This is a genomic window from Paraburkholderia sp. BL17N1, from assembly GCF_003634175.1.
Taxonomy (GTDB): domain Bacteria; phylum Pseudomonadota; class Gammaproteobacteria; order Burkholderiales; family Burkholderiaceae; genus Paraburkholderia.
Genome location: NZ_RBIW01000001.1, coordinates 41,634 through 58,132 on the forward strand (window position 1 = coordinate 41,634; position 16,499 = coordinate 58,132).

Sequence of the window (16,499 nt, forward strand, 5' to 3'; positions counted from 1 at the left end):
CAGCCACATCTGAATCTGCGTTTGCCTCTGTGAAAAAGCGCGAACGGCATTCATGCCGGCTCGCACTTTTTCTAACTCGCATGTGCCGCCGAAACGCTAAAAATAATGCAGCGTAATGAACTCCGCGACACACACCGGCCGCTCACTGCCCTGCCGCTCCAGCTTCACGTTCCACACCACTTGCACACCGTTGTTATCGACTTCCGTAACGGATTCGACCGCGAATTTAGCGCGCAACTGTGAGCCGACAGGCACCGGCGACGTAAACCTCACGCGATTCAATCCGTAATTAACGCCCATGCGCTGCTCGAGCGCCACCGTCTTACCGAGCAGCGCCGGAATCAACGATAGCGTCAGGAAGCCGTGCGCCACGGGACCGCCGAACGGCGAATCGCGCCGCGCCCGCTCGGGGTCGACGTGAATCCATTGATGGTCACCGGTCGCTTCGGCGAAACGATCGACGCTCGCCTGATCCACCGTCAGCCATTCGCTCACGAGCGGCTCGCCGCCCACCAACGCGCGCAATGCCGCCGCGCTGCCGAAGGTTGCGGCGGGCGCCGCGCTGCCCGTCATGACGCGGCGCCTGGATTACGCAGGCCGAATAGTCCCTTCGAGCGCACCGTGATCACCGTTTCGCCATGCTGATTGATGCCTTCCCACTGCGTCGACACGATGCCGCGATCCGGCTTGCTCGCCGAGACGCGCTTGTCGAGCACGGCGTTCATCATGGTGATCGTGTCACCCACACGCACCGGCTTCAACCAGCGGATATCGTCGATACCGGGCGAGCCCATCGACGTGGAACCCGCGAACGCGTTGCGCACCAGCATGCCCATCATGACCGAGCAGGTATGCCAGCCACTCGCGACCAACCCGCGGAATGGCGACTCGGCGGCGGCGGCCTCATCCAGATGAAACGGTTGCGGATCGAACTTCTGTGCAAACTCGACAATCTCTTCGCGCGTGAACGTGTGCTTGCCGATTTCGATGCTCGTGCCGACTATGAAGTCTTCGTAACTCAAGCCCATCCTCGCACCTCCATGTATCCGATTCGAATGTCCGATCAGGCTTCGGCAGTCACAAAGCCAGGTAGCGCGGCGAACCGCGCGAGATGGTGATCGACATCGCCCAGTGTGGTTTCGATGATAGCAAGCCGTTTGAACAGATGCGCCGCGGCCACCTCATTCGTGACGCCCATGCCGCCATGCAACTGAACCGCCTGCTGGCCGACGAAACGCGCGGCTTGACCGACCCTCGCCTTCGCGGCGGAAACCGCGCGGCGACGTTCGTCCGCATCCGTGCTCGTGTAGCGCATCGCGGCCAGATACGTGACCGAGCGCGCCTGCTCGGCGTGAATCAGCATCTCGACCATGCGATGCTGCAAAGCCTGAAACCGCGCGATCGGCTGGCCGAACTGCTGACGTGTCTTGGTGTAGTCGACGGTGGCGAGATTCAGGGCGTCGAGCGCGCCGATCGCCTCGGCGCACAACAGCACCGTGCCATAGTCCGCAATATGTTCGAGCGCAGCGGCGCCGGCGTGCTTGCCGGCAAGCCGGCGCGCGGGCGTGTTGTTGAACTCGAGTGTGGCGGCGCGTTGGCCGTCGATCGTGCGATAGTCCGTGATCCTGACGCCGGCCGCAGTGCGCGCCACGACGAAGAGCGCGATCTCGCCATTCAGCCGGGCCGGGACGATCCAGTGATCCGCCTGGCCGCCGTGTCGCACCACAGACTTCGTGCCGCTCAATGTCTGCTGCTCGCCCTGCCCGCTTACGCTTGTCTCGACCGCGAACAGATCGTAGCGCGCATGCGGTTCGTGATATGCCACGGCCAGCTTGATCTCGCCTTGAGCAGCACGCTCGAGCAGCGACGCGTCTTCGCCTTGGTCGCTACCTGCAAGGCGCAATGCCTCGATACCGACCGCAGTCGCCCAATAAGGCTCGACGACCAGCGCACGGCCGAGTTCCTGCATCACGACCAGCATGTCGATCGGGCCGCCGTTAAAACCGCCTTGCGCTTCCGGCACCGGCAACGCTGTCAGACCCAGTTCGGCAAACGCGGCCCAATGCGCGTCCGACACGCCGGTTTCCGATCGCACGATCGCCTGGCGCGCCTCGAACCCGTAGTTCTTGTCCAGATACCGGCGCAGCGCATCGGCAAATTGCTGCTGTTCGTCGTTGAAAGTGAAGTCCATGCGCCGCTCCTCAGAGTCCGAGAATCATCTGCGCGATGATGTTCTTTTGAATTTCGTTCGAGCCGCCGTAAATCGACGTCTTGCGGAAGTTGAAGTAGTACGCGGCGAGAGGCGCGGCATCGTCGTCGCCGGCCAGGCTGTGTTCGCGTTCGCCTTCGAGGAACGGAACGTCGAATGGTGCGGCGAGCGGCCCGACTGCTTCGAACATCAGTTCGGTCAGTGCTTGCTGCACTTCCGTGCCCTTGATCTTCAGCATCGACGCTTCCGGTCCCGGTCCGCGTCCGCCCGTTTCATTAGCGACGACGCGTTGCACGGTGACTTCGAGCGCCATCAACTCGATGTCGAGGCTCGCGACTTTCGCGGCGAACACCGGGTCTTGCAGAAGCGGCTTGCCGTTCTTTCTCTGATTCAGCGCAAGGCGTTTCAGAAAAACGAGTTCGCGCTTCGATTGGCCGACCCGCGCAATGCCGGTGCGCTCGTGGCCGAGCAGATATTTCGCGTAAGTCCAGCCGCGATTCTCTTCACCAACCAGATTCTCGACCGGCACCTTCACGTCTTCGAAAAAGACTTCGTTGACTTCGTGGTCCTCGTCGAGCGTAATGATCGGCCGCACGGTGATGCCCGGCGTTTTCATGTCGATCAGCAGGAACGAGATGCCCTCCTGCTTTTTGGCGCCGCTGTCCGTGCGCACCAGGCAGAACATCATGTCGGCGTACTGGCCGAGCGTGGTCCACGTTTTCTGACCGTTGACCACGTAATGGTCGCCGACGCGCTCGGCGCGTGTGCGTAGCGAGGCCAGATCCGAACCCGAGCCCGGCTCGGAATAACCCTGACACCACCAGTCCGTACCGTCGAGAATGCGCGGCAAATAGTGACGCTTCTGCGCCTCGTTGCCGTACTTCATCAGCACCGGGGCCACCATGGAGACGCCGAAAGGTAGCACGGACGGCGCGCCGATGCGCGCGCACTCTTCGTCCCAGATGTGCCGCTGGGTCGCGTCCCAGCCCGGGCCGCCATACTCTTTCGGCCACGCGATCGCCGACCAGCCGCGCGTGCCGAGCAGCTTGTGCCAGCCTGCGAAGTCCTCGCGGGCCAGACGCTTGTGATTGAGTACTTTGTCGCTCAGCTCACGAGGCAGATTCGCTTCGAGCCAGGCGCGGATGTCTGCGCGGAACGCGTTATCAGCAGCGGAATAGTCCAGATCCATGCGTCGTGTCTCCTGGCCGCCACCATCCGCCGCCAGTGAGCCACTGCGCTATTGCAGCGGTTCCTTCAAGGCAGCCGGGACCGGCAGCGGCATCACTTCAATGCCTTCTTCGACCAAGGCTTTCGCGTCTTCCGGTGTCGTGACACCGCGAATATTGCGTGCGGGCGCTTCATTGTAGTGAATGCGCCGTGCTTCCTCGGCGAAGCGGTCGCCCACGTTCTCGGTCTTTTCCAGTACCTCGCGCAACGCGCGCATCACACGCGCCTGCATTTCCCCCGCGCCCGCCGGCGCTTTCGTTTCGGTCGCACCCGACAGGTTCAGGCGCGGGGCCGACGGCAAACGGCTCACCTCGTTCGCACCGCAGATCGGACATTCGACGAGCTTGCGGGACTGCTGCGATTCGAAGTCATCAGCCGAAGCGAACCAGCCTTCGAACCGATGGCCATGCGGACACTGTAAATCGAGGACCTTCATGTGGAATCAGGGCTTGCGTGCCAGTTTAGCGCAAAACGTAAATTTGTGAACGGTCGTTCGTAAATTTTTACGGACAAGGGTACCGGCGCCGGAAGTTGCGGACAATCCGAGCGCGGTGGGCGATTTTAACGCTTTGCGCAAAGGCCTGCCGAAGCTGCTCCGGAAGGCAAACAGGCTTGCCGATCACCTACGCTTGCGATGCTTCGCACGCTGCCTGCCGTAGCGCTTTTACGCGACGAGACAGTCCAGTTGACGGCCAAGCCGTGGCTCGAGCTCGCGTGCCTCTTTCGCGAGGTTGATCTGCTTGACCGCTCTCGCAATGTCGAACACGTCTGGCTTGATTTCATAGCCGCCGCGCGCAGCGAGCCAGTCAAGGATGTCCGACAGATGCCATACCGACGCACTGCCCTCGTGGACCGGCGGCGGAAAGTCGGTTGCGTGACTCAGCATCAGCTTGCGCATGTTTTGCCGCGACACGCCGGCGACTTCTGCGACGTCAGTCAGGCCGACGAAATCGGGGCCGGCCTCGATAAGACGCGCGGACGGCACCACCCGCTTGATGTCCTGGAGAGCGCTGACCACCGCCTCGAATGCGGACTCGCCTTCGCGAGTGAAAAACAGCGCGATGCGGCCCGGTTGCCCGATACCCACGGTGGCGTCGTCGCACCCGACTTCGCCCAGACGCTCGACGATCGCATCAAGATCGCAGTCTTCAACCGCGAGACGGTACTTCAGCGTGAATACATATTCCATAAGTTACTCCTGCCTTCATTCAGTCCCAAAGCTTTCGCCCAAAGAACGGATTTGCTACCGGCGAGCCGTGCAGTTGTCGACGATGCGCCTCAGATGTCTGGCGTGGTTGCCGGGATTCTTCGGCGTGCTCCAGACGCTCGATATGCAGAACTCGCCACACCGACACTCCGCGTCTTTATCAGGACAGTACATTCGTCCCCAAGCGTGACCTTTGCCACCACCCTGAACACGCCAGCCGTTTTTCTCGGCGTACACCAACGCGGCCTCAACCTCTTTCTTGGAATGGGTTCCTCGAACCATCTGATGTCCTCCAATTTAGCGGGTGCGGATCAGGTTGTCAAGTGACAACCTGATCCACACCCAAAATCAAATGCGCCCGCCACCACTTCGTCATCCGAAATAAAACGAACAGTGGAAGTAGATCTCGAAGGTCGATACTAGAGGGACAAAGGCCGCGGGACGAGACTGTCGAATGGCATAAGGCAAACGACACACTTTTAAGACGCCGGCCAACATGCCGGCAATTGCGCAATTTCGCACGCGTCGCAATGAGAAAAGCCCCTGCCGGTCTTAGACCAACAAGGGCTTTCTCAGACTTCCGAAGCGGCTAGCGGCGCGCGCGTATTCTTCGCTACAGAGTTATTCGGGCTCCGCCAACGGCCACGCACCCGACAACACTTTCTCCAGCCAGAACGTGCCGATCACCGTCTTGACATCAGTCACCTTGCCGGTGCGCACCCACTCGGACATCTCCGGCACGGTCGCCGTGAACAGTTCGAGAAACTCGCCTTCGTCGAGCTTGCGCTCACCGGCGGTCAAACCGCGCGCAAGATAGATATCGATAAATTCGGTCGAATAGGAAATGATCGGGTGAATGCGCGTCAAATAAACGTACTCGCGCGCGCTATAACCCGTCTCTTCCCGCAGTTCACGTATCGCGCAGGCCAGTGCGCCTTCGTTCGGATCGAGCTTGCCGGCCGGATACTCGACCATGACCTTGCCCATCGGATAGCGATACTGGCTTTCGAGCAGCACGCGGCCGTCGTCGAACAATGGAATCACCATGACGGCGCCGGAATGCTGAACATATTCGCGCGTGGCGTGCTTACCATCCGGCAGGCGAACGGTGTCGCATTTGAGCGTCAGAAACGGTCCCTGATGGATCGTTTTGCTCTCAATGCAGGTCTCTTTGAGCGCGGCGTCGTGATCGGGAAGTTCAGCCATATGCGGACCTTAGGACAGGGTGCGCCGACGGCGAGACGCCGTCAGCGGCGTTTGACGAGATACTGGAAGGTGAAGCCAGGGAATGCGAACACCACGAAGAGTGCGAACGTGATCGCGTAGAATTGCCACCCCTGTTCAAAGCGGTTACCCGCGCGCGCTTCCAGCAGAAAACCAAGCGCGCCGACCACGAAGTACAGCACGATCAATTCGGCAATCCGGATCCAGGCGCTTTTCTTCGCCGCTTTCAACGGCACGGCGGCGAAGAGGCGCTGATTCAGGAACGGCAGGTTGGCGCCGACCAGCGCCAACAGCACGATAAACCAACCCGCTGCCGACATCAGAGCAGCAGCGTGTGCTGGATAGCCTGCAGGCAGGCCTTCAACAACGGATCCGGCACGATACCGAGCACCAATACTGCCACACCGTTGAACGCGAGCAAGGCACGCGTGCTGGTGTCAGCGAGAATGGGCGACTTGTCTTGCGGATCGTCGAAATACATCAGCTTGACGATACGCAGGTAGTAGAACGCGCCGAACAGCGACGTGATCACGGCCAGCACCGTCAGCCAGGTCAAGCCGGCGTTCATGGTGGCCTGCAGCACCGCGAGCTTCGCGTAGAAGCCGACCGCGGGCGGAATGCCGGCGAGCGAGAACATCATGATCATCATCACGAACGCGAACACCGGGCTGCGCTGATTCAAACCCTTGAAGTCCTCGAGTGTGTCCGCCTCGAAATCGCGGCGAGCCAACAGCATGATGACGCCGAACGTGCCCATCGTCGTGATCAGGTAGACGATGCTGTAGTACATCGCCGAGCCGTATGCATTGGCGGCGCCCGTGGTCTTGCTGTCGACCACACCGGCCAGCAGACCCAGCAGCACGAAGCCCATATTCGAGATCGCCGAATACGCGAGCATGCGCTTGACGTTGCGTTGCACGATACCGGTAATGTTGCCGACGATCAGCGACAGCGCCGCGAGAATCACCAGCATTTGCTGCCATTCCACCGCCAGCGGCAACAGGCCCATCACCAGGAAACGCAGACCCCAGGCGAACGCGGCAACCTTAGGGCCACCGCCGACCATCAGCGTCATCGCCGTCGGCGCGCCCTGGTACACGTCGGGCACCCACATGTGGAACGGCACCGCGCCCATCTTGAACGCCACGCCCGCCACGATGAAAATCACGCCGAACAGCAGCACGCTCGGGTCGTAGTGGCTCGTGCCGATCGCCTTGAATACCTCGTTCAGGTCGAGCGAACCGGTCGCGCCGTACAGCATGGAGATGCCGTACAGCAGGAAACCGGAAGCCAGCGCGCCCAGCACGTAATACTTCATGGCCGCTTCGTTCGAAGGCGCCGCGTCACGACGCAGGGCGATCGCACCATACAGCGACAGCGACATCAGTTCCAGGCCGAGATACAGCGTCAGGAAGTTGTTGCCGGAGATCATGACGAGCTGGCCGAGCAGCGAGAACATACCCAACAGGAAGAACTCGCCGCGGAACAGGCCGCGATCTTCGAGGTAACGGCGCGAATACACGATCGACACCGCGTAGCCGAGCGTCACCACGGCTTTCATCACGTTGGCGAACGAATCCACCACGTACATATGGCCGAAGTAGTAGCGCACTTGCGGGTCGAACGCGTTCATCGCGAACCAGACGCCGGCAACCAGCGTCGAGAAGAACGCGATGAAGTACGTGGTACGGCGACCGGCCTGGCCGACGAACGTGTCGTTGAGCCACGCGACGACAACGGCGAGCATCACCAGCGCGTCGGGCAACAGAGCAGTCATAGGGGCGTTTTGCATGGTCTCTAAATTCCTCGCTCGGCGTTACTGAGGCAACGGCAGCTTTGACTGCGCAACGTGGGCGAGGAGGTTTTCCACGGATACGTGCATCACATCGGTAAAGGGCTTCGGATACAGGCCCATGAACAGCGTCAGTGCGGCAAGCACTGCCAGCATGAAAAATTCGCGACGGTTGATGTCGAGCAGACCCTTCACGTGATCGTTGGCGATCGCGCCGAAGTACACGCGCTTGTACATCCACAGCGTGTAGGCCGCGCCGAGAATCAGCGTGACTGCCGCGCCACCCGCGATCCAGAAGTTGTACTGGACAGCCGCCAGAATCACCATGAATTCGCCGACGAAACCCGAGGTGCCTGGCAGGCCGCAATTCGCCATGGAGAACAGCATCACGAACGCCGCGAACTTCGGCATCACGTTGACGACACCGCCGTAATCGGCGATCTGACGCGAATGCATACGGTCGTACAGCACGCCGATGCTCAGGAACATCGCTCCCGACACGAAGCCGTGCGAGATCATCTGCACGATCGCGCCTTCCACGCCGAGCTGGTTGAAGATGAAGAAGCCGAGCGTGACGAAACCCATGTGCGCGATCGACGAATATGCGACCAGCTTCTTCATGTCGGCCTGCACCATTGCCACGAGGCCGATGTAGATCACCGCGATCAGCGACAACGTGATGACGACCGGCGCCAGAAAGTGGCTCGCGTCCGGCGTGATCGGCAGGGAAAAGCGCAGGAAACCGTATGCGCCCAGCTTCAGCATGATCGCGGCCAGCACCACCGAGCCGCCGGTCGGCGCTTCCACGTGAGCGTCAGGCAACCACGTGTGAACCGGCCACATCGGCACCTTCACGGCGAAGGCCATGAAGAACGCTATGAATATCAGCACCTGTGGCGTCATGGCGATCTGCGCATGCTGCCACGTGGCGAGGTCGAACGTGCCGGTCTCGATGTACAGATACAGCAACGCGACCAGCATCAACAGCGACCCCATCAGCGTGTACAGGAAGAACTTGAACGCCGCGTACACGCGGTTCGCCCCACCCCACACGCCGATGATGATGTACATCGGAATCAGCGTCGCTTCGAAGAATACGTAGAACAGCATGCCGTCGGCCGCGCTGAACACGCCGACCATGATGCCCGACAGGATCAGGAACGCGGCGAGGTACTGGCCCACGTTCTTCGTGATCACTTCCCACGCGGCGATCACGACGATCACCGTAATCAATGCAGTCAACACGACGAACCACATCGAGATGCCGTCGACACCCAGGTGATACGTGATATTGAAGCGCTCAATCCAGTTCGCCTTTTCGACGAACTGCAGATCGGCGGTGCTCGAATCAAAACCGGTAATCAGCGGAATCGTCACGAGGAAGCTGACGACCGAACCGATCAGCGCAATCCAGCGCGCGGGAGCCGGGTTCTGGTCGGAACCGATGGCCAGGACCAGGAGGCCGACGAGGATCGGCAACCAGATCGCAATACTGAGAATCGGATAAGCGTGCATTAGTGTCCCTCGCCTTATTTGCCGCCGAGCGTTACAAACAGGGTCAGGAGCCCCAGCATGCCGATAATCATGGCGAACGCGTAGTGATAGATGTAGCCGGATTGGAGGAAGCGGATCACGCCGGCGAACCAGCCGATAAAGCGTGCGCTGCCGTTGACGATGCCGTCGATCACCACGACGTCGCCTTCCTTCCAGAGACCACGGCCAATTGCCACGGCGCCCCGCGCGAACACGACTTCGTTGATCTTGTCCATGTAGTACTTGTTGTCGAGCAACGTGTAGATCGGGCCGAACGCGCGCTTGATGACAGCCGGCAGGTCCGGACGAACCAGGTACAGGAACCACGCGACCACCACACCCGCGAGCGCCAGCCAGACCGGCAGACCCGCAACCGAGTGCAGGCCCATCGATGCCCAGCCCTGGAACTCTTCGGCCATCTCATGCAACGCCGGATGGTTTTCGCCGATGAAGATCACCTTGTCGAACGCCACGCCGTGCTGGAAGAAGTCGCCGTACAGCATCGGGCCGATGCCGATTGCGCCGATCACCACCGACGGAATCGCCAGCAGCACCAGCGGCAGCCACACCACCCACGGCGTTTCGTGCGGCTCGTGAGCGTGGTCGTCGTGACCATGGCCGTGCGCGTCGTGGCCGTGCGCGTCATGTGCATGCGCCGCGGCTTCGATGCCCATCGGCGATTCCGGATGCTTCGGACCGCGGAAGCGCTCCTCGCCGTGGAACACCAGGAAGTACATACGGAACGAATACAACGCGGTCACGAAGACGCTCGCCACCACCGCGAAGTACGCGAAGCCCGCACCCGGCAGATGCGACAGCTTCACTGCGTCGATGATCGAGTCTTTCGAGTAAAAGCCTGAGAAGAACGGCGTGCCGATCAGCGCCAGCGAACCGACCAGCGACGTGATCCAAGTGATCGGCATGTACTTGCGCAGGCCGCCCATGTTGCGGATGTCCTGATCGTGATGCATGCCGATGATCACCGAACCCGCGCCGAGGAACAGCAGCGCCTTGAAGAACGCGTGCGTCATCAGGTGGAACACGGCGACCGAGTAGGCCGACGCGCCCAGCGCAACGGTCATGTAACCCAGTTGCGACAGCGTGGAATACGCCACCACGCGCTTGATGTCGTTCTGGATGATCCCAAGGAAGCCCATGAACAGCGCTGTAATCGCGCCGATGACCATCACGAACGAGAGCGCCGTATCCGACAGTTCGAACAGCGGCGACATGCGCGTGACCATGAAGATACCGGCCGTCACCATGGTTGCCGCGTGAATCAGTGCGGAAATCGGCGTCGGGCCTTCCATCGAATCCGGCAGCCAGACATGCAGCGGGAACTGCGCCGACTTACCCATCGCGCCGATGAAGAGGCAAATACACGCCACCGTCAGCAAACCCCAGTCCGTACCGGGAAAGGTCAGTGCCGCGAGTTCGGTGCGCTTCGCGAACACGTCGCCGTAGTTCATCGAACCGGCGAACGCGAACAGCAGGCCGATACCCAGCAAAAAGCCGAAGTCGCCGATGCGGTTCACGATGAACGCCTTCATGTTCGCGTAGATCGCCGTGGGACGCGTGAAGTAGAAGCCGATCAGCAGGTACGACACCAGACCCACCGCTTCCCAGCCGAAGAACAGCTGCAGGAAGTTGTTGCTCATCACGAGCATCAACATCGAGAACGTGAACAGCGAGATGTACGAGAAGAAGCGCTGGTAGCCGTCCTCGTCGGCCATGTAGCCGATCGTGTAGATGTGCACCATGAGCGACACGAAGGTCACCACGCACATCATCATGGCCGTCAGCGAGTCGACCAGAAAGCCGATCTCGAACTTCGTCTTGCCGATCGACATCCATTCGTAGATGGTCGCGTTGAAGCTCGCGCCGTCCAGCACCTGGAAGAATACGATCGCCGACAGGATGAACGAGATCGCGACGCCGAGGATCGTGACCGAATGCGCACCGGCTCGCCCTACCGCTTTTCCGGCCAGACCGGCAACCAGACAGCCGGCCAGCGGTGCCAGCGGAATCGCCAGCAGCAGGTTTTCATTGAGTATCGTGGACATAACCGCTTTTCCTGAAATTAACCTTTGAGCTGATCGAGATCCTCGACATTGATCGTGTCGAGACTACGGAACAGGGTCACCAGAATCGCGAGGCCGATTGCCGCCTCCGCTGCCGCAACCGTCAGCACGAAGAAGACGAAGATCTGACCATGCACGTCGCCGAGGTAATGCGAGAACGCGACGAAGTTGGTGTTCACCGCGAGCAGCATCAATTCGATCGCCATCAAAATGATGATGACGTTGCGACGGTTCAGGAAAATGCCGACGACGCTGATCGCAAACAGGATCGCGCCGAGGACAAGGTAATGGGCAAGGGTCAACATGATTTCTATCTCCTGTCCGCTCAGCTGTTCTTGGCTGGTGCCGAGTCGGCCGCTGCCGCTGCCGCTGCCGCTGCCGCGGCTTCTTCCGCCGCGACGGTTGCCGCGGTCTTTTCCGATTTCATCTTCACGACGCGCACGCGGTCTTGAGCCCGTACCTTGACCTGTTCGCTGACGTTCTGACGTTTGCTGTCTTTCTTATGACTCGTGGTCAGCGCAATCGCCGCGATGATCGCCACCAGCAGCACCAGACCGGCCACTTCGAACGCGAAGATATAGTCGGTGTAGATGACCTTGCCGATCAGGCGCGTGTTCGACCAGTCGCCCATGCCATTCGCGGCGGCCGTGGTGTCACGCAGCGCCGTGGCGGTCGCGCCGTAACCGTGCCAGAGAATCAGCGCGGTTTCGATCACGATGATCGCGCCCACCAGCGTGGCCATTGGCACGAAGCGTTTGAAGTCTTTACGCAGCACGTCGATGTTGATGTCCAGCATCATCACGACGAACAGGAACAGCACCATCACCGCGCCGACGTAGACCAGCACCAGCAGGATCGCAAGGAACTCGGCCTGCAGCAGCATCCAGATCGCGGCTGCGTTGAAGAACGCCAGCACCAGAAACAGTGCGGACGACACCGGGTTGCGCGAGGTGATCACCTTCAGCCCTGAAACCACCAGGAGCAGCGCGAAGATGTAGAACAGTACGGTCGTGAATTCCATGATTACCGGTTCATCGTTAGGCCATCGTCAGGCATTGTTCTTTGGCACTTGTGGTTGACATACCGCTGGCATACCGCCAGAACAGCCGCACAGGTGCGCCGTGCCGCGGCGTTCGGGCCGCGGCGCCCGGCCCGACAACAGGCCGTGATTGCTGCATTTACTGCTTTAACTGGATAAAGCGCTTCAACGATACGGTGCGTCGGCTGCCTTGTTCGCCGCGATCTCCGCTTCATAACGATCGCCCACGGCCAGCAGCATGTCTTTCGTGAAGTACAGGTCGCCACGCTTCTCGCCGTGATACTCGAGAATGTGCGTTTCGACGATCGAATCGACCGGGCAGCTTTCTTCACAGAAACCGCAGAAGATGCACTTGGTCAGGTCGATGTCGTAACGCGTGGTGCGACGGGTGTTGTCCGCGCGCGTTTCCGACTCGATCGTAATGGCGAGCGCCGGGCACACCGCTTCGCACAGCTTGCAGGCGATGCAGCGCTCTTCGCCGTTTTCATAGCGGCGCAGCGCGTGCAGGCCGCGGAAACGCGGCGAAATCGGGGTCTTCTCTTCCGGAAACTGCACGGTCACCTTGCGTTGGAACGTATAACGTCCGGTCAGCGCGAGGCCTTTGAGCAGTTCCGTGAGGAAGAAGGTCTTGAAAAAGTTTTGGATTGCGGTCATGGGTTCATCCGCCCTTTATTTCCAGATGTTCAACGGCGACATGATCCAGAAGCCGACCACCACCAGCCACACCACGCAGACCGGAATGAAGATCTTCCAGCCCAGACGCATGATCTGGTCATAGCGATAGCGCGGGAATGTGGCACGCGCCCAGATGAACACCGACAACAGGAAGAAAACCTTGAGGACCAGCCAGAAGATGCCCGGGATGAACGACAGAAACCCGAACGGAGCGCTCCAGCCACCAAGGAACAGCGTTGCAGCCAATGCCGAGATCACGATCATGTTGATGTACTCGGCAAGGAAGAACAGCGCGAACGCCATACCCGAATAATCGATCATGTGGCCCGCGACGATTTCCGACTCCCCTTCCACCACGTCGAACGGGTGACGGTTCGTTTCGGCGATGCCCGAGATGAAGTACACGACGAACATGGGCAGCAGCGGCAGCCAGTTCCACGACAGGAAGTTCAAGCCGTACGACGCGAAGATGCCATGTTCCTGCGAAGCGACGATGCCCGACAGGTTCAGCGTGCCGGCGGTCATGAGCACGACGACGAGCGCGAAGCCCATCGAGATTTCGTACGAGACCATCTGCGCTGCGGCGCGCATCGCGCCGAGGAACGCATATTTCGAGTTCGACGCCCAACCGGCCAGAATCACGCCGTACACGCCGATCGACGAGATCGCCATTGCGTACAGCAGACCTGCGTTGATGTCGCCGAGCACCGCGCCCGCCTGGAACGGAATCACCGCCCAGACCGCGAACGCCGGCACCACCACCATGATCGGCGCGATCAGGTAGATCCAGCGGCTCGCCTGCGCTGGCTGAATCACTTCTTTCAGCAACAGCTTCAGCACGTCGGCGATCGGCTGCAGCAAACCTGCGGGGCCGACGCGGTTCGGGCCGAGACGCACGTGCATCCAGCCGATCAGCTTACGCTCCCACAGAATCAGGTAAGCCACGCACAGCAGGATCACGACGGCCACCACCAGGATGCGCACCAGTGCCCACACCGTGGGCCATGCCACACCGAGAAGCTGGGTGCCGCCCGAGTTGATCGTATCGAACAAGCTCATTTACGCCTTCTCCACCACCAGTTCACCGAACAGGCTGCCCAGCGCTGCACCGGCAGGCGTAGCCGCCGATACGCGGACGACCGTCTCCGCAAGATTAGCGTCACGCACGGCCGGCAACTGCACCGATTGCTCGCCCTGGCGCACGCGCACCGCGTCGCCTTCCTTCAAACCCAGTTTGTCGAACAGCCCAGCGGGCAGACCGACCGTATTCGCCGCACGTGCTGCAGCGGTCAAATGCAACGACTCGGCGCGACGCACCAGCGCATCGGCGTGATAGATCGGCACGTTCGCGATACGTTCGAACTTGCCTTCCGCTGCCTTCGCCGCCTTGCCGCGTGCAACCGTGGCGCCCGTCTTGTTCGACAGACGCGAGTTCAGTTCGCCGTCGCCGAGAGCGGCCGCGCGCACTTCTTCCGAGGTGTCGAATTCGAAGCCGGGCAGGCCCAGCAGGCTGCCCAGCACGCGCAACACCTTCCATGCCGGACGCGTGTCACCGAGCGGACGCACGACGCCGTTGAACGTCTGCACCGTACCTTCGGCGTTGACGAACGTGCCGGCCGTTTCCGTGTACGGAGCGATCGGCAGCAGCACGTCGGCGTATTCCGCGCCGGTCTGGAACGGCGACATCACGACAACCATTTCAGCCTGCTTCAGCGCGGCCACAGCCTGCGCCGGATTGGCCGTGTCGAACTCCGGTTCGACGTTCAGCAGCACATAACCCTTGCGCGGTTGCTCGAATACTTCGCGAGCGTTCAGACCGCCCTCGCCCGGCAACGCGTTCACGAGATGCGCGCCGACCGTGTTGGCCGCTTCCGTCAGGAAGCCGAGCGTCGCGCCGGTCGCGTCCGCGATCCATTGCGCCGCGGCGTGAATGACAGCGAAGTCCGGATGACGGACCGCGCTGTTGCCCAGCAACACCAGGCGACGTTCGCCCGTGGCGAGCGACTTCGCGACTTTCTTGTGCGCATCCGAGGGTTGCGTGCCGGCGAAGGCTTCCGGCAGTGCCACGCCGTTCGCTTCCGACACCGCGCCGGCGATCCCAGCCAGCGCCTCGAGCCATGCGGACGGCGCTGCCACAACGCGCTCCGCTTGCGGAATCAGCGCATCGTCGTTAGTGGATTGCACGAGCGTGAGCTTCGCGCCGCCCTTGGCGGCCTGACGCAGACGCGCGGCGAACAGAGGATGATCGCGACGCAGATCCGAGCCGATCACCAGTGCGGCGTCGATGTTCGACAGATCGGCGATCGCCGTGCCGAGCCACGGCGTGCCGCTGACCGGTGCGGAGAAATCCGACTGACGCAGACGGAAGTCGACGTTAGGCGTGCCGACCGCTTGCGCGAGTTGCTTCAACAGGAACAGTTCCTCGACGGTGCTGTGGGCGCTGCCGAGCGCGGCCAGCGCATTCGCGCCGTGGTCGCCCTTGATGCCCTTCAGTCCCTTCACCACATATTCGAGCGCGGTTTGCCAGTCGGTCTCGACCCATTTGCCGCCTTGCTTGAGCATAGGCTGGGTCAGACGCTCGGGGCTGTTCAGGCCTTCGTACGAGAAACGGTCTTTATCCGAAATCCAGCATTCGTTGATCGATTCGTTTTCGAACGGCAGAACGCGCATCACGCGATTGTTCTTCACCTGCACCACGAGGTTCGCGCCGACGGAATCATGCGGGCTCACCGACTTGCGGCGCGACAGTTCCCACGTACGGGCGCTGTAGCGGAACGGCTTGCTGGTCAGCGCGCCGACCGGGCACAGATCGATCATGTTGCCCGACAGCTCCGAATCCACCGTCTTGCCGACGAACGATGTGATTTCCGAATGCTCGCCGCGGCCCAGCATGCCGAGTTCCATCACGCCGGCCACTTCCTGACCGAAACGGACGCAACGCGTGCAGTGAATGCAGCGCGACATTTCTTCCATGGAGATCAGCGGGCCGACGTTCTTGTGGAACACCACGCGCTTTTCTTCGCTATAGCGCGATCCCGACTTGCCGTAACCGACGGCCAGATCCTGCAACTGACACTCGCCGCCCTGGTCGCAGATCGGGCAATCCAGCGGGTGATTGATCAGCAGGAATTCCATCACGGCTTGCTGGCCCTTCACCGCTTTGTCCGACTTGGTGCGCACGATCATGCCGGCCGATACCGGCGTGGCGCATGCAGGCACCGCCTTCGGCATCTTTTCGACATCGACCAGACACATCCGGCAGTTGGCCGCAATCGACAGCTTCTTGTGATAGCAGAAGTGAGGAATGTACGTGTCGACCTTATGCGCAGCCTGGATCACCATGCTGCCTTCAGGCACCTCTACTTTCTTGCCGTCTATTTCAAGTTCAACCATGATGGTCAATCTTCCTTAACCTGTTACCGCTCAATCGTTCGCCCGTTCATCACCGTTTCAGGCGATGAATCCCGCGGATGACGTGTTCTTCTGCGTACTTATCTGCTTATTGATCCGCA

General features: G+C 60.9%; 17 protein-coding genes. All 17 read right to left on the bottom strand.

Features of this window, described 5'->3' with window-relative positions; translation table 11 throughout:
• Positions 1-96: 96 nt before the first annotated feature.
• Positions 97-573: a MaoC family dehydratase gene (locus B0G82_RS00185; RefSeq protein ID WP_121306314.1), complete on the bottom strand. Its 477-nt coding sequence runs from the start codon at positions 571-573 to the stop codon at positions 97-99.
• Positions 570-1,028: a MaoC family dehydratase gene (locus B0G82_RS00190; protein WP_121306315.1), complete on the bottom strand. Its 459-nt coding sequence runs from the start codon at positions 1,026-1,028 to the stop codon at positions 570-572. The genes B0G82_RS00185 and B0G82_RS00190 overlap by 4 nt, the downstream gene beginning before the upstream one ends.
• A 35-nt stretch (positions 1,029-1,063) precedes the next feature.
• Entirely contained in the window at positions 1,064-2,191 is a 1,128-nt protein-coding gene (locus tag B0G82_RS00195) for an acyl-CoA dehydrogenase (protein ID WP_121306316.1), read from the bottom strand.
• 10 nt (positions 2,192-2,201) lie between these two features.
• Entirely contained in the window at positions 2,202-3,398 is a 1,197-nt protein-coding gene (locus B0G82_RS00200; protein WP_121306317.1) for an acyl-CoA dehydrogenase family protein, read from the bottom strand.
• 48 nt (positions 3,399-3,446) lie between these two features.
• Positions 3,447-3,872 carry a DUF1178 family protein gene (locus B0G82_RS00205; protein ID WP_012432392.1) on the bottom strand — a complete coding sequence of 142 codons (426 nt, stop codon included), beginning with the start codon at positions 3,870-3,872 and terminating at the stop codon, positions 3,447-3,449.
• Between the two features lie 228 nt (positions 3,873-4,100).
• The gene (locus B0G82_RS00210) at positions 4,101-4,625 is read right to left on the bottom strand and encodes a DNA-binding protein (RefSeq protein ID WP_121306318.1); all 525 of its coding nucleotides are present in this window, start codon (positions 4,623-4,625) and stop codon (positions 4,101-4,103) included.
• Positions 4,626-4,679: 54 nt separating this feature from the next.
• Positions 4,680-4,925 carry a hypothetical protein gene (locus tag B0G82_RS40340; protein WP_106280382.1) on the bottom strand — a complete coding sequence of 82 codons (246 nt, stop codon included), beginning with the start codon at positions 4,923-4,925 and terminating at the stop codon, positions 4,680-4,682.
• A 339-nt stretch (positions 4,926-5,264) separates the two neighbouring features.
• Positions 5,265-5,849: an NUDIX hydrolase gene (locus tag B0G82_RS00220; protein WP_106280380.1), complete on the bottom strand. Its 585-nt coding sequence runs from the start codon at positions 5,847-5,849 to the stop codon at positions 5,265-5,267.
• A gap of 41 nt (positions 5,850-5,890) precedes the next feature.
• Positions 5,891-6,187: a DUF2818 family protein gene (locus tag B0G82_RS00225; protein ID WP_007175603.1), complete on the bottom strand. Its 297-nt coding sequence runs from the start codon at positions 6,185-6,187 to the stop codon at positions 5,891-5,893.
• Positions 6,187-7,659, bottom strand: coding sequence for an NADH-quinone oxidoreductase subunit NuoN (gene nuoN / locus B0G82_RS00230; protein WP_106280378.1), 1,473 nt, complete (start codon positions 7,657-7,659; stop codon positions 6,187-6,189). The genes B0G82_RS00225 and nuoN overlap by 1 nt, the downstream gene beginning before the upstream one ends.
• A 24-nt stretch (positions 7,660-7,683) precedes the next feature.
• Positions 7,684-9,174 carry an NADH-quinone oxidoreductase subunit M gene (locus B0G82_RS00235; RefSeq protein WP_116142445.1) on the bottom strand — a complete coding sequence of 497 codons (1,491 nt, stop codon included), beginning with the start codon at positions 9,172-9,174 and terminating at the stop codon, positions 7,684-7,686.
• 14 nt (positions 9,175-9,188) lie between these two features.
• The gene (gene nuoL, locus B0G82_RS00240; protein WP_121306319.1) at positions 9,189-11,255 is read right to left on the bottom strand and encodes an NADH-quinone oxidoreductase subunit L; all 2,067 of its coding nucleotides are present in this window, start codon (positions 11,253-11,255) and stop codon (positions 9,189-9,191) included.
• Positions 11,256-11,272: 17 nt separating this feature from the next.
• Positions 11,273-11,578, bottom strand: a complete 306-nt coding sequence (gene nuoK, locus B0G82_RS00245; protein WP_013339863.1) for an NADH-quinone oxidoreductase subunit NuoK — start codon at positions 11,576-11,578, stop codon at positions 11,273-11,275.
• Positions 11,579-11,598: 20 nt separating this feature from the next.
• Positions 11,599-12,294: an NADH-quinone oxidoreductase subunit J gene (locus B0G82_RS00250; RefSeq protein ID WP_106280372.1), complete on the bottom strand. Its 696-nt coding sequence runs from the start codon at positions 12,292-12,294 to the stop codon at positions 11,599-11,601.
• Positions 12,295-12,477: 183 nt separating this feature from the next.
• A complete protein-coding gene (gene nuoI, locus B0G82_RS00255; RefSeq protein ID WP_012432383.1) occupies positions 12,478-12,966 on the bottom strand; it encodes an NADH-quinone oxidoreductase subunit NuoI in 489 nt (162 codons plus the stop codon).
• A 15-nt stretch (positions 12,967-12,981) separates the two neighbouring features.
• Positions 12,982-14,046: an NADH-quinone oxidoreductase subunit NuoH gene (gene nuoH, locus B0G82_RS00260; protein WP_116119428.1), complete on the bottom strand. Its 1,065-nt coding sequence runs from the start codon at positions 14,044-14,046 to the stop codon at positions 12,982-12,984.
• Positions 14,047-16,380 carry an NADH-quinone oxidoreductase subunit NuoG gene (gene nuoG / locus B0G82_RS00265; RefSeq protein WP_121306320.1) on the bottom strand — a complete coding sequence of 778 codons (2,334 nt, stop codon included), beginning with the start codon at positions 16,378-16,380 and terminating at the stop codon, positions 14,047-14,049.
• Between the last annotated feature and the right edge of the window lie 119 nt (positions 16,381-16,499).

Excerpts from the sequence above, each read along its gene's own strand:
- B0G82_RS00210 (WP_121306318.1), bottom strand. The coding sequence starts at position 4,625 with ATGGAATATGTATTCACGCTGAAGTACCGTCTCGCGGTTGAAGACTGC.
- nuoI (WP_012432383.1), bottom strand. The coding sequence starts at position 12,966 with ATGACCGCAATCCAAAACTTTTTCAAGACCTTCTTCCTCACGGAACTG.
- B0G82_RS00250 (WP_106280372.1), bottom strand. The coding sequence starts at position 12,294 with ATGGAATTCACGACCGTACTGTTCTACATCTTCGCGCTGCTCCTGGTG.
- nuoG (WP_121306320.1), bottom strand. The coding sequence starts at position 16,380 with ATGGTTGAACTTGAAATAGACGGCAAGAAAGTAGAGGTGCCTGAAGGC.
- B0G82_RS00195 (WP_121306316.1), bottom strand. The coding sequence starts at position 2,191 with ATGGACTTCACTTTCAACGACGAACAGCAGCAATTTGCCGATGCGCTG.
- B0G82_RS00190 (WP_121306315.1), bottom strand. The coding sequence starts at position 1,028 with ATGGGCTTGAGTTACGAAGACTTCATAGTCGGCACGAGCATCGAAATC.
- B0G82_RS40340 (WP_106280382.1), bottom strand. The coding sequence starts at position 4,925 with ATGGTTCGAGGAACCCATTCCAAGAAAGAGGTTGAGGCCGCGTTGGTG.
- nuoH (WP_116119428.1), bottom strand. The coding sequence starts at position 14,046 with ATGAGCTTGTTCGATACGATCAACTCGGGCGGCACCCAGCTTCTCGGT.
- B0G82_RS00205 (WP_012432392.1), bottom strand. The coding sequence starts at position 3,872 with ATGAAGGTCCTCGATTTACAGTGTCCGCATGGCCATCGGTTCGAAGGC.
- nuoN (WP_106280378.1), bottom strand. The coding sequence starts at position 7,659 with ATGCAAAACGCCCCTATGACTGCTCTGTTGCCCGACGCGCTGGTGATG.
- B0G82_RS00200 (WP_121306317.1), bottom strand. The coding sequence starts at position 3,398 with ATGGATCTGGACTATTCCGCTGCTGATAACGCGTTCCGCGCAGACATC.
- B0G82_RS00220 (WP_106280380.1), bottom strand. The coding sequence starts at position 5,849 with ATGGCTGAACTTCCCGATCACGACGCCGCGCTCAAAGAGACCTGCATT.
- B0G82_RS00185 (WP_121306314.1), bottom strand. The coding sequence starts at position 573 with ATGACGGGCAGCGCGGCGCCCGCCGCAACCTTCGGCAGCGCGGCGGCA.
- nuoK (WP_013339863.1), bottom strand. The coding sequence starts at position 11,578 with ATGTTGACCCTTGCCCATTACCTTGTCCTCGGCGCGATCCTGTTTGCG.
- B0G82_RS00235 (WP_116142445.1), bottom strand. The coding sequence starts at position 9,174 with ATGCACGCTTATCCGATTCTCAGTATTGCGATCTGGTTGCCGATCCTC.
- nuoL (WP_121306319.1), bottom strand. The coding sequence starts at position 11,255 with ATGTCCACGATACTCAATGAAAACCTGCTGCTGGCGATTCCGCTGGCA.
- B0G82_RS00225 (WP_007175603.1), bottom strand. The coding sequence starts at position 6,187 with ATGTCGGCAGCGGGTTGGTTTATCGTGCTGTTGGCGCTGGTCGGCGCC.